Raw genomic sequence first — 12,860 nt, forward strand, 5'->3', positions numbered from 1 at the left:
GAATACCATCCCGACCATTGGAAAATAATTTTCCTACCACAAACCGATTGGTATCTAGGTGCTACCTTTTCGGATTTGTGACTGGAGCCAGGTTCTTGATTTTTCAGAACAATGAAAAATCATAGTAACAAACTTTATTACAACACGAAAAAAGAGGTAATTATGTCAACATCATTCCAAGCTCTACTGGCAGCAACGCCAATCATTGTTGCTGCAATTCTACTCGTCGGCCTCCATTGGCCTGCTAGGCGAGCCATGCCTGTTGTGTATCTAACAGCTGCAGGTATTGCTCTTGGTTTCTGGGATATGAGTTTCACCCGCGTACTTGCTTCTTCGATTCAGGGAATCATCGTAACGATCGCTGTTCTCTGGATTATTTTCGGCGCCATCATGCTCCTCAACACCCTGCAGAACTCCGGGGCAATCACTACAATCCGTGCAGGCTTTACTAACATCAGCCCGGATCGTCGAGTTCAGGCCCTGATCATCGCCTGGTTATTCGGTTGTTTTATTGAAGGTGCTTCTGGTTTTGGAACACCTGCTGCTATTGCAGCTCCACTGCTCGTTGCCATCGGGTTCCCTGCACTGGGCGCTGTTATGATCGGCATGATGATTCAGTCCACCCCGGTATCTTTTGGTGCTGTAGGTACTCCAATCCTCATCGGTGTAACCAATGGTCTGGACCATGGTGCTTTGGGCGTTCAGCTCGCAGCTCAAGGTTCAAGCTGGGAACAGTTCCTCCGTCTTATCACCTCTGAAGTTGCAATTGGCCACGCCATTGTCGGTACTCTCATGCCGCTTCTTATGGTAATCATGCTCACCAGATTTTTTGGTAAGAACAAGAGCTGGACTGAAGGTCTTGCTATGATGCCATTTGCAATTTTCACTGGCCTTGCCTTCACCATTCCATATGCACTGACTGGTGTTTTCCTCGGTCCTGAATTCCCATCAATCGTTGGTGCGCTTGTTGGTCTTGCTATTGTTGTACCTGCTGCAAAAGCTGGCTTTTTATTGCCAAAGAAAACCTGGGACTTTCAACCACGTGAAGAGTGGCCTAAAGGCTGGCTTGGAAACATGGCGATTAAAAAGCCAAGTGCCGATGAGAAAAAAATCTCCATGGTTATGGCATGGGTACCGTATCTTCTTGTTGCAGCAATCCTGGTAGCAACCCGTGTATCTCCAGAACTCAAAGGATTCGTTAAGAGCGTATCTTTTGGTGTGAAAAACATCCTCGGTGAGACCGGAATCAATGCAGCAGTTCAGCCACTGTACCTTCCAGGTGGAATCCTTCTCTTTGTTTGTATTATTACTCTGTTCCTCCACCGAATGAAGCCTGCTCAGCTCGTATCTGCAGCAGCTGATGCCGGTAAGACCCTCGTTGGAGCGGGATTTGTACTCGTATTCACCATCCCTATGGTTCGTATTCTGATCAACTCAGGTGTTAATGGTGCTGAGCTTGCTTCCATGCCTGTTGCAATGGCAAGTTTTGTTGCCGAGACCTTTGGCTCTGTCTACCCAATTTTTGCTCCTACAATTGGTGCATTGGGAGCATTTATTGCGGGTTCTAATACCGTTAGTAACATGATGCTCAGCCAGTTTCAGTTTGAAGTAGCTGGAGCACTCTCTGTCTCCGGTGCAATCCTTGTCGCTCTTCAGGCAATTGGTGCAGCAGCCGGTAACATGATTGCTATCCACAACGTGGTTGCAGCTTCGGCCACTGTTGGTCTACTTGGCCAGGAAGGAAAGACACTTCGTATGACTGTCATCCCAACCCTCTACTATGTCGCCTTTGCAGGCGCACTTGGTATGCTCGCGATCCATACCTTCGGAATTACAGATCCGCTCGTAGCATTGGCTAAGTAAATTGACCTGGTTGTAGTTTCTCTGTGACAGCAATCCTTTAATGGATTGCTGTCACAGTTCTTTCCCTCCCTAACTATGACGCTCTATCTGATCAATATCGACCAGAACATAGCTCGCCCCCTCTCTCTTCTTTTTCTTGCCATCATCACAGACGAGAAGTAGAAACCTTCTGTTTTTATGCTCTACAATTGTTATCCCTTCTACATTTCTTAGCTTCTTTACACCAGTAAATACCATTCGAACAGTCGATCCCGTCTCCTTGTTCCATGCCCAAAGTCGAGGCCGCATCTTCCCTTTTTTCGTTTCCACCTCACTTACTACAAAATAGAGACCCGCTTTCTTATCATAGGTAAGCGCCCTCACTCCCGCCCCTCCAAGGTCTAGTAACATCTTTTGCTGAGACAATTGAGGACTCGCCTTTTTAGAGGCCAACTCATAGGGATTGGTGAGCTTAACAACTATAGCCTTGTGCTGATATACCGGGGTCCGCAGACCAATCAACAGCTCCTTTTCATCTGCTGTAAATGAAATACCCTCTATGTTCAAATCAGCTGATTTTTTTTGTAATGAGCTATCTATCGTTGCCAGATATTGATTAATTTCTTTGAGCAAACCTCCTCCGCTCACAACCATCGGTTTTGATTTCTTGCCCGGGTCCAGATAAACAATCTTTTCTCTTTTATTCTTTTTCTGCCCCTCTCTGTTTTTAGAATGGGAGGTCATTGCGACAACGATACCACTCTTGCCCAATGCTGCCCCCTCAATATCACTAGCAGCAAGATCTGGAAGCGTTGTTTCAAGTCTTGTTAACAATAGGCCGTCTTTGTCTTCTGTAACTCTGTGAATAGAAGGCGCTTGTCCTTCATCTTCAAAGACCATCACATCCCCGCCAGGTAAACTCACAACAGCTGAAGGCTCGTACAACCTTTCAAAAGATCGGATAATCAGACCATTCCCATCAGCTCCCAATCTTTCATTCTTAGCCATGCCAACCCCATTTGCAAAAATAATGAAAATTATCAGGACGGTTACTGTCACAATTCTCGTCATAGCTCATCTCCCAAACAACTATTTATTACTTCGGTCACAACCGCAAGATAACAGCAAAGTGCTCCATTCGACTCTAAGGTACTCCATGGATTCATCGCAAGGGTATAATAATTTTTTATATTCAAGCGGGGCAGTGCTCAGGAAACAACAGGAATGCTATCTAAGCAAAAGAAACAACAACCCTTGGACGTGGGTGACGATGGCAGGATGTGGTGCGCAGGTGGTACGTAGAATTCAGCACAAAAAGGAAAAGGGGTATGGGCAATTGCCCATACCCCTTCAATCAGCAGATTACTTAATTAAACCAGCTTCTTTATAATACTTCATGGCGCCATCATGAAGAGGAGCAGAGAGACCATCACTAATCATCTCTTCTTTCTTCAGGTTAGCAAATGCAGGATGCAGTTTTTTGAAGTCATCAAAATTCTCAAAAACTGCTTTTACAACCTGATATATGGTGTCTTCAGGAACCTTGGCAGAAGATACAAAAGTTGCACCTACACCGAAGGTTGTGGTGTCAGCATCGGTACCACGATAGGTTCCACCAGGAATAGTTGCAGTTCTGTAAAAAGGATTGTCTGCAATAAGCTCATCAATCTCTTTACCAGTAACGTTTACCATTACAGCGTCACATGCGGTGGTTGCTTCCTTGATAGAACCGTTAGGAACACCAACGACGTAAACAATGGCATCAACTTTGTTATCACAAAGAGCTGCAGACTGCTCAGCTGCCTTTAGCTCAGAGGCAAGTTTAAAATCATCATTAGTCCAGCCATACTTTTCCATCACAGCTTCCATGGTGGAACGACTTCCGGAACCTGGATTACCGATATTCATACGCTTGCCTTTAAGATCAGTAAAGTTCTTAACTCCGGAATCGGCTCTGGCAACAACGTTAAAAGGCTCTGGATGTACAGAGAAAACTGCGCGTAGATCTTTGTTCGCACCTTGATTTTCAAACTTAGAAGTTCCGTTATACGCGTGGTACTGCCAATCTGACTGGGCAACACCCATATCAAGTTCGCCACCAGCAATAGCATTGAGGTTATATACAGAGCCACCAGTACTTTCAACAGAGCAACGGATACCATGCTCTTTCTTACCTTTATTCACCAGACGACAAATTGCGCCGCCAGTAGGATAATAAACACCTGTAACACCACCGGTTCCAATGGTTACAAATGTTTGATCGCTAGCCTGGGAAGTGGTTGGCAATGCGGTAAGTGCCAAGGCAAAACAGGACACTGTGGTTACTGCCAGTTTGTTCATAAGCTTCATACAATTTCTCCTCTTGATGCTGATTAACAGTGATTGCCCCCAACGGACATCGTTTTTCACCGTGCAATCCCCCGCCCCGTACGAGCCTTTACGACTTGAAGGGATTGTAGATTTTCGTAGGATTGATTTTATTGCAAATGGACAACCATTACAAAGGAAAAAAGTGATTAAACCGCAATTTCTCGAATATTCGTGGTAATTTTTCTCTACAGCGGGCTACAAAAAAACAATTAGAAATCAAAAGATTACCCCTACACACTAATTTTCCCTTCCTATTTATTGAGCATATGATCAAACTCACATATGAGATATAATAGTAATTATCCATGATAACTAAAACTAACAATATGTTAGATAGGATTTTGAGGATATAATCAATTTTACACTTTATTTTACATTTTCAAGAGACTATTAAAAATTGAACGCGGAGAATAGAACCATTGCAGGAGATCGCCCGATAGGCTATACGGGACTAAGATTAATACGATACAACTCTTTACATCAAAGGTTTTTACATGATCACTGTCTTTTTAGACCAACCGATCAAAGCGTTTTCACCTTTTATTACAAGATCTCTTATTCTTTGTATCGTTTTGTTATGCGCCTGTTCCTGTAGTTCCAGGGAAGAAAAACAGCAGGAAAGCGAAAAGAAGATAGCCTACATTGAAATCAACGGTTTCAAAGTGCCCCAAATGGCTTCCGCCTCCGAACAGTTCTTCTTGGCCAAAGTATCCGACACTACTCTTCCCAGACAAATTGCTCTTTTTAATTCGGTTTCCATATTATTCCCAGAAGAACGAATGCAGAGAGGAGATACAGAGCTTGAAATCGCCTACCTCCAGCTAGGCGTTGACTATCGCCTGAGTTCGCTCGGCGGGCAAAAAAAAGCTGCAGAAAACTACCTGCAGATAGCTATAAGATATCAGGATATTCCTGAGGTTGCGGCAAAAGCACTCTGGTACCATGGCTGGATCACAACCGACCTTCTTGGCCAAAAGACCAAAGGTATTATCAGTTATAATACGATTATTGAACAGTACAAAAGCCAACCGGTAACCCACCCACCATATGTTCCATGGACATCCATTAACCTTTCGCAAAGCCCAGATGTCTCGGACCAGAGTTCTCCACAGGCGCCCCTTACCTGGGGGGAGATGACCTATCTTGAACTCATCCGCCATGGACAAAGCGCTGCGATCAGTCTTGGTCACTACACATCGCTTCATCAGCATGCTGCAAAAAGCAGTGTAATCCCAAGCGCCCTTAAACTTCTGGCCAACCGGGATGATCTAACCCCAGCTGACATCACTATTATACAAAAAGAAATTGCCCAAACTGAACTTGGACAAAATGAATTAAACGAACTCACAGCACTACTCCTAAAGAAACAGGAGCAGCGGAGATGAAAACAGTCAAAAACCTCTTCTCCACATGGCATCAATCTTTTCAGCTTCGAATCTTCTCTGCCTTTGTTCTTATCATTGTTATCTTTCTGCCAATCACTGGATATTTTGGTTATCTCCAGGCACTCAAGGTGGCTGAAAAACAGATGGAACAGTACACCATCGAAACCGGGCGACAGATATCACGCCATGTTGACTCGTTTCTTGCTCAGCACACGTATAATGTCAGGCTACTGGCATCTTTTTTTGACAACCACCTCATAGATCCGAACCAACAAGATCTGGTCCTGGACTACCTCAGGCTTTTCAAAAAAGACCACCCTGAGTTCGTCAATATGTATTACGCGAGCAGTGCTGGTGATTTTGCCATGGTGCCGCCCCAAAGACCAGAGATCCATAAACTCTTCGACCCAAGGACACGACCCTGGTACCAGGGAGCAGAAACGGCCAAAGATACCCACTGGACTACTGTGTACCTGTTTGCATCTAACCGAAAACCGGGTATCACCGTTTCAACACCCGTTTACGATGAGAATAACGAACTTTCTGGCATCTGCGGCATTGATGTTGATCTCGTCGCATTTTCACGATTTTTACAGGATATAGATATTGGTAGAGAATCCATTGCCTATATATTTGAAAACAAAACCGGACACCTGATCGCTCACCCCTGGCAATTGGCACAACCCGCCAGCAGCAAGAAAGTGAAACTGCTTCGAACAATTAAACTACAGTTTGAAGCCCAGCAGCAAGACACTGGGCTGACACAACTGGGTGACGAACAATTCTTCACCTCATATACAGCCTACAAAAATAACGACTGGACCATCGGTATCACAGTTTCAACCTCCAGCTACCTGCAGAAAATTCATATCATCAAACAGACGACCATAAGTCTTGTAATTGCGGCTATCCTTCTTTCAAGTGTCTTAAGTCTTCTACTCAGCAAAAATATAATCAGCCCTCTGCTTCAACTCAAAAAAGGTATTGAGCGTGTCACCAGCGGCGACCTTGAATATCGTGTACTGGAAAGTGACCCCGATGTCACAAGAGACCTCGCAAAAGCATTTAACAAGATGGCCGCATCTCTTAGAAACAGTTTGACCGAGCTCAAGTCCACCTACGTCGAACTCAGGGAAAAACAAAAACTTGCAGCCGTAGGTAAGATGACAGCAGGTATCGCCCACGAGATCAAAAACCCTCTTGGTATTATTCTCGGTTCAACCCAGGTGGTCCTTGACCAAAAACGTCCATGGGAGATGCGGGAAAAAGCAGCAAGTTTCATTATGGACGAAGTTGTCCGCCTTGATACAACACTTAACTCTTTTCTTGCCTTTGCAAAACCCGCGACTCCCGTATTTTCAGAGATTGACATAGCACAACACCTTGAGGAAATCCTCTCAGCCATGGAAGAAAAATATTTAGCTGATGGTTACCGAATTGTTAGAAATCTTCCTGAGAAGGTACCCCTCATAGAGGCGGATCCAGGACAAATCCGCCAGATTTTTCTTAATATTTTCCTTAATGGTTTCAAAGCAATGCCAGGTGGCGGCACCATTATCATATCTGTTCGTTATGAAACCGACCCAAAGATTGATGGTTCCAGCAAGAGATTCATCTCCATCAGAAACCCATTTTCTGTTGCCAGAAAATGGCTGATTGTCTCCATTACCGATGAGGGCCACGGCATTCAACAAGAGCAGGTCGAAAACATCATGGATCCCTTTGTTTCTTTCCATGACGACGGTGTTGGCCTTGGACTTTCCATTGTATCCCAACTGGTAAAACTCCACCGTGGGCACATTCAAGTTGATAGTATTCCAAACAAAGGCACAACCTTTCACCTCTATTTTCCATGTATAATCAAGGAGCATATTGACAATGTCGAATCTACTGATCGTTGAAGATGAAGCACGAATGCGAGAGGTGATAAAAATGTTGCTCTCGGGTATGGATCTTAACATTTTTGAGGCCTGTGACGGAGAGGAGGCAATTAACACCTTCACCAGTGAAACCATACATATGGTGATCACAGATCTTAAGCTTCCAAAAATAGGCGGTATGGAGGTTCTAAAACATATTAAAAACGCAAAGCCTGAGATCCCGATTATCGTTGTAACGGCCTTTGGGTCAATCGATAATGCGGTTGAAGCAATTCATGAGGGAGCCTTTGATTATGTAACCAAACCGTTCACGGAAGAAAAACTACTCTCAAGCATCAAGAGAGCTCATCAAATCAGTAGACTTACCTCTGAGGTTAAGTACCTCAGGCGTGAAATTGAAGGCAAGTACACCTTCAATAATATTATTGGAGAGTCGGCTGAGATATGCGAAATTCTTAGAATGGCAGGAGAGGTTTCCCACCGCGACACCACTGTCCTCATTACAGGAGAAAGCGGCACAGGGAAGGAACTACTCTCAAGGGCTACACATCTTAACAGCCCACGTTCCAAGCGTCCCTTTCTTCCGGTCAACTGCGCGGCCATCCCGTCTACACTGCTTGAGGCCGAGCTCTTTGGTCACGAAAAAGGGGCTTTTACCGGAGCCCATCAGCTGAAAAAAGGAAAGTTCGAACTCGCCTCAGGGGGTACACTGTTCCTCGACGAAATCGGCGATATGGAGCTTGATGTCCAGGCTAAATTTTTGCGGGTTCTGGAGTCTAAAAGCTTTGAACGCCTTGGGGGCAATAAAACTATCCAGTCCGATGTGAGGATCATTACAGCCACCAATAAAGATCTGGAACAAATGGTACAGGAGAAGACCTTTAGAGAGGACCTCTATTACAGAATAAGTGTCTTTCCCATGCGTATTCCGCCCCTTCGAGAACGACGGGGTGACATCCCTCTACTCTCACAATACTTCATAAATGAATTCAGTAATGCATTTGGCAGGCGTCCCCCCACCATGACTGAGAAAGTATTAGACATGCTCTACAATCATCCGTGGAAAGGCAACATCAGGGAACTGCGTAATGTGCTGGAAAGAGCAATGATTCTCAGCAAAGGTGACAAAATCACCGCCCAACATGTAATCCTCCATGAAAGCCAGGGCAAACCTCTAGGAGAACTCAACCTGACCCAGGTGGTCAAACTCCTGATGCGTGACCACAGAGTCGGCCTGGAAGACCTTGAGAAAAGCTACATTCAGTACGCAATGGAGGTGGCTGGCAATAATGTATCAAAGGCCGCTCGACTCTTAGGTCTTTCAAGGGCAACCCTGCGATACCGACTGGACAAACTATAAATCTAAGGTAACCTTTAGTTGTTTTCAACCAACAACTCACTATCCCGTCCATATTATTACTCATTCACCAGGGGCTCACACTCCATGGGAAAATTGTGGGAAAATAATAATTTATCTCAACTTTGCTTTTAGCTCATCCTATGTTATTTATACTGCGAGACGCTATAATATACAGTCAGGTATTTACGCTGGCATCGAAGACGTACGACCAACTATATTTTCCCACTGATGGCAAAACGCTATAAAAAATATCAATTCATCAAGACCATTCGGCTCACAGTAACTGTTTTACTTTTACTTCTCGCCATTTTCACCCTTGGCTTTAAAACCTACACGAGACTAAATGAAGGACGCGAGCGAGGCGCACAGATGCGCGCAGAGTACGTTGAAGCGCAACGAAAACTCATTAAATTTGAAGTAGATCGTGTCGCCAAACTCATTGACTACGAAGTTGACAAACATTACACCCAAGCCCAAAACATTTCCAAGCAACGAGTCCTTGAAGCCTATGCCATCGCAAAAAATATTCATGAACAAAACAAAGACACAAAAACAGAAGAGGATATCAAGCAGATAATAAGAGACGCCCTGCGACCTGTTCGTTTCGATAATGGTGACGGGTACTATTTTATCATTTCTTTTGACGGGTACGCCGAACTTTCTCCAAATGATCCTGAAATTGAAAAGAAAAATCTGTTAGCAAGTAAAGATTCAAGGGGCAATCCTGTTGTTAGGGACTTAATACACACTGCACAGTCCCACGGGGAAGGTTTTCACTCCTACTTCTGGTCTAAACCCAACAGTGACAGTAACAACAACCAGAAGATCTCCTATGTAAAACATTTTGAGCCATATGACTGGATTATCGGAACGGGGACTTACCTGAGTGCCGTCGAGAAATCCATGCAGAATATCATTACTCACTATGTTACCGCAAATCGGTTTGGCCCAAATGACAGAGGCTATGTTTTTATTAACGAACTCCTCAACATTAATGGCGGGAAAAATTTTGCAAAGGTCTATGCAAACCCCAACCGGCCCAATGATACAGGCAAGACTATTGCTGATGATTTCAAAGATGCTAAAGGCAAGATGTTTCGCAGGGAATTTTTACAAGGCCTGCGAGAACATGGACAATGCTTTGTTGATTACTGGTACAGAAAAATTGACAACCCAAATCCCAGTCCCAAAACAAGCTTTTTCAGGCTTGCGGGAAAGGGACGCTTTATTGTCGCAGCGGGTCTCTATACAGATGATATCGAAAACAAAATTGCAGCAATGCAAAAAAGTCTACAGAAACGCCTGATACATGGACTACTTTTCGTAACGATTATCTTTCTCATAGTATTTTTATTCACCATTTTTATTTTTCACTGGCTGAGTAAAAGGTTAGAAAATGACTTTCTACACTTTGTTGATTTTTTTAAAACAGCAACCCAATCTTCTCAGCTTATCAATAGAGACAACCTTCGTTTTGCAGAATTTGACAAACTGGCAAATTATGCAAATCAGATGCTTACAGATAAGATCAGCATTGAGCAGGAACTCGACCAGGAGAAAAAACGACTTTTAATTACCCTGCACTCAATAGCTGACGGTGTTGTGGCAACAGATACAGAGGGCAACATCCAGCTGTTCAACAAGGTAGCGGAGCAACTGACAGGATGGACACAGGAAAAAGCCCAGGGCAAAAATGTCAACGACGTACTGGATATTGAGAGTTCAGAGCTGAAAAATAACAAAGGTAGCTCCAACACCTTGGCAACTATGCTGAGTAAGCAGCATTTCACTCTCACCTCAAGATCCGGCAAAGAGTACAAAGTGACAATGAGCAGTGCCCCTATTTATACAGAAGACCAGGAGATAATAGGCAATGTTGTGGTCTTCAGGGATGAAACGGAGAAATTAAAAACAGAAGAAGAACTGTTCAAGGCTCAAAAGCTTGAATCGGTAGGACTCCTTGCAGGTGGTATTGCCCATGACTTCAACAACATACTCTCCGGAATTTTTGGCAACATAGAGCTTGCACACATTAAAGTTCAACAGGATGAACAGGTAAAAAAACACCTCCAGATTGCGCTTGACTCTTTACAGAGAGCCAAAAGCCTCACCACCCAACTCCTCACATTTTCACGGGGCGGAGAGCCTTTGACAGAAGTGGTCAACCTCAAAGAGATGCTCATGGACGTTGTTCCTTTTAATCTGAGCGGCAGCTCTGTAGTTGCTCAATACAGTATTTCAAACGATCTCTGGCATATACAAGCTGACCCCGGGCAAATATCACAGGTGATCTCCAACCTCGTCATAAACGCAAAACATGCGATGCCCACAGGGGGCACACTCACAATTGGCGCAAAAAACATTCCAGCGAGTACGTCTCATAGAGGAAGGGACACCATTGAGTTTATCATAGGCGACAATGGTATCGGCATGAGTCAGGAGATTCAGAATAAGATCTTTGATCCCTACTTCACCACTAAAACAGATGGTAACGGACTCGGCCTTTCCATGGTCTATAGTATTATAGATAAGCACAAAGGCAGTGTAAGTGTCGAATCAGCTCCCGAGAAAGGATCAACATTTTCTATCATCCTTCGCGCCTGTACTTCAACTGATCATGAGACCAATCGTCCATTGGTAACATCAATACATCAGAGTAAAGACAATGGACTTAGAATATTAATCATAGAGGATGATCATGTGTTGCAGGATGTACTCACAGGCATCCTCTGTGAAATCGGCCACTCAGTTGATGTTGCCAGTGAAGGAAAGACGGGAACTGCAATGTACCAGAAAGCCTTTCAGAGCAACGAACCCTACCACCTGGTACTATCTGACCTTACAATTCCAGGGGGTATGGGCGGTAAAGAAGCCGTACAGAAGATTCTTGAAATCGACCCTGATGCTAAGGTAATAGCAACAAGTGGTTATGCCATGGATCCGATAATGGCACAGTATGAAAAATTTGGATTTAAAGGCCGCATTGCAAAACCGTTCCGGCTCCAGGATATCCAACGGGAAGTTGAGCGTGTCTATGCTTTATAAGTCAGCTAATCCCGGTAAACGGGAAATAAGCCAGGAGAAAGACCTTCACGAAATTCATCCATAAAAAACAAGGAATGACTTGCCAAGGTACTAACAACATACCCTCATCCTGACACAATATATTGCAACAACTCCAATAAAGCGTCAAAGAAGCGTTTAATTTTTGCCTTCCGGTGGTATAACAACTTCTCCAACGACAATTATAAACCGGATGGGAATTTCCCTTCCTTTTCTTATCACCTATTATATGGTTGTGGCCATACAATGCTCGGAACAATAGTTAATGCTCTTGCTATTATTGCAGGTAGCCTTCTTGGACTACTCTTTAGTAAAGGGATCTCAAAAAATTACGAAGAAATTATCTTAAGTGGTGTGGGGTTGTCCGTTATGCTCATTGGCATAAAGAGCGCTTTAACCTCTGACAATCTTATGATTGTAATTTTCTCTGTTATTATTGGCGCAATCCTTGGAGAATGGCTGAAAATCGAGACCAAGCTAGAAAAATTTGGAGCCTTTCTGGAAAGCAGGGTTACATCCAAGTCATCGGATAACAGATCATTTGCCAAGGGTTTTGTCACCGCCAGCCTAGTCTTCTGCGTGGGATCAATGGCAATAGTCGGCTCTCTTGAAAGCGGGCTAACCGGTAATCACCAGACACTTTTTGCAAAATCGGTCCTTGATGGCGTCACCTCGATTATCTTTGCATCGGCTATGGGCTTGGGGGTTATGTTCTCGGGCCTTGCGGTATTTTTGTACCAGGGTCTGATTACAGTTTCAGCAGGCCTCATGAAAGACCTGCTTGTTCCCGAGACCATTGGCCAGATGACCTCCGTTGGCGGCCTGTTGATCTTAGCCATTGGAATGAACATGCTCAAGATTACAACGATACGAATCGGTAACCTCCTCCCCGCAATCTTCCTGCCGCTCGTATACTTTGCCTTTATGCACTGGACCGGACTATCAATAGGCTAGAGCCTT

At 44.2% G+C, this 12,860-nt stretch carries 8 protein-coding genes; 6 read left to right on the forward strand and 2 right to left on the reverse strand.

Features of this window, described 5'->3' with window-relative positions; all coding sequences use genetic code 11:
- Positions 1–162 precede the first annotated feature (162 nt).
- A complete protein-coding gene (locus ACX6CI_RS16730) occupies positions 163–1,863 on the forward strand; it encodes an L-lactate permease (RefSeq protein ID WP_458774793.1) in 1,701 nt (566 codons plus the stop codon).
- 69 nt (positions 1,864–1,932) lie between these two features.
- On the opposite strand, the gene ACX6CI_RS16735 is transcribed toward ACX6CI_RS16730, so the two are convergent.
- Together ACX6CI_RS16735 and ACX6CI_RS16740 are read right to left on the reverse strand one after the other, a co-directional pair.
- Entirely contained in the window at positions 1,933–2,913 is a 981-nt protein-coding gene (locus tag ACX6CI_RS16735; RefSeq protein ID WP_458774794.1) for a DUF3616 domain-containing protein, read from the reverse strand.
- 291 nt (positions 2,914–3,204) lie between these two features.
- Positions 3,205–4,182 carry a TAXI family TRAP transporter solute-binding subunit gene (locus ACX6CI_RS16740; RefSeq protein WP_458778479.1) on the reverse strand — a complete coding sequence of 326 codons (978 nt, stop codon included), beginning with the start codon at positions 4,180–4,182 and terminating at the stop codon, positions 3,205–3,207.
- 524 nt (positions 4,183–4,706) lie between these two features.
- On the opposite strand from ACX6CI_RS16740, the gene ACX6CI_RS16745 reads away from it, so the two are divergent.
- The 5 genes from ACX6CI_RS16745 to ACX6CI_RS16765 all read left to right on the forward strand — a co-directional run bounded on the left by ACX6CI_RS16745 (position 4,707) and on the right by ACX6CI_RS16765 (position 12,854).
- On the forward strand, positions 4,707–5,597 hold the full coding sequence (locus ACX6CI_RS16745; protein WP_458774795.1) for a tetratricopeptide repeat protein: 891 nt from the start codon (positions 4,707–4,709) through the stop codon (positions 5,595–5,597).
- A complete protein-coding gene (locus tag ACX6CI_RS16750) occupies positions 5,594–7,498 on the forward strand; it encodes a cache domain-containing protein (protein WP_458774796.1) in 1,905 nt (634 codons plus the stop codon). The genes ACX6CI_RS16745 and ACX6CI_RS16750 overlap by 4 nt, the downstream gene beginning before the upstream one ends.
- The gene (locus ACX6CI_RS16755) at positions 7,476–8,837 is read left to right on the forward strand and encodes a sigma-54-dependent transcriptional regulator (RefSeq protein ID WP_458774797.1); all 1,362 of its coding nucleotides are present in this window, start codon (positions 7,476–7,478) and stop codon (positions 8,835–8,837) included. The genes ACX6CI_RS16750 and ACX6CI_RS16755 overlap by 23 nt, the downstream gene beginning before the upstream one ends.
- Before the next feature lie 228 nt (positions 8,838–9,065).
- Positions 9,066–11,882 (forward strand): cache domain-containing protein, encoded by a 2,817-nt coding sequence (locus ACX6CI_RS16760; protein ID WP_458774798.1) that lies wholly within the window; start codon positions 9,066–9,068, stop codon positions 11,880–11,882.
- Between the two features lie 264 nt (positions 11,883–12,146).
- Positions 12,147–12,854 (forward strand): DUF554 domain-containing protein, encoded by a 708-nt coding sequence (locus tag ACX6CI_RS16765; RefSeq protein ID WP_458774799.1) that lies wholly within the window; start codon positions 12,147–12,149, stop codon positions 12,852–12,854.
- The last annotated feature ends 6 nt before the right edge of the window (positions 12,855–12,860 follow it).

The sequence above is a fragment of the Desulforhopalus glucosivorans genome, from assembly GCF_054397165.1.

What these genes read in the sequence shown, in the direction of transcription:
- ACX6CI_RS16765 (WP_458774799.1), top strand. Translation starts at nt 12,147, where the DNA reads ATGCTCGGAACAATAGTTAATGCTCTTGCTATTATTGCAGGTAGCCTT.
- ACX6CI_RS16760 (WP_458774798.1), top strand. Translation starts at nt 9,066, where the DNA reads ATGGCAAAACGCTATAAAAAATATCAATTCATCAAGACCATTCGGCTC.
- ACX6CI_RS16750 (WP_458774796.1), top strand. Translation starts at nt 5,594, where the DNA reads ATGAAAACAGTCAAAAACCTCTTCTCCACATGGCATCAATCTTTTCAG.
- ACX6CI_RS16745 (WP_458774795.1), top strand. Translation starts at nt 4,707, where the DNA reads ATGATCACTGTCTTTTTAGACCAACCGATCAAAGCGTTTTCACCTTTT.
- ACX6CI_RS16740 (WP_458778479.1), bottom strand. Translation starts at nt 4,182, where the DNA reads ATGAACAAACTGGCAGTAACCACAGTGTCCTGTTTTGCCTTGGCACTT.
- ACX6CI_RS16755 (WP_458774797.1), top strand. Translation starts at nt 7,476, where the DNA reads ATGTCGAATCTACTGATCGTTGAAGATGAAGCACGAATGCGAGAGGTG.
- ACX6CI_RS16735 (WP_458774794.1), bottom strand. Translation starts at nt 2,913, where the DNA reads ATGACGAGAATTGTGACAGTAACCGTCCTGATAATTTTCATTATTTTT.
- ACX6CI_RS16730 (WP_458774793.1), top strand. Translation starts at nt 163, where the DNA reads ATGTCAACATCATTCCAAGCTCTACTGGCAGCAACGCCAATCATTGTT.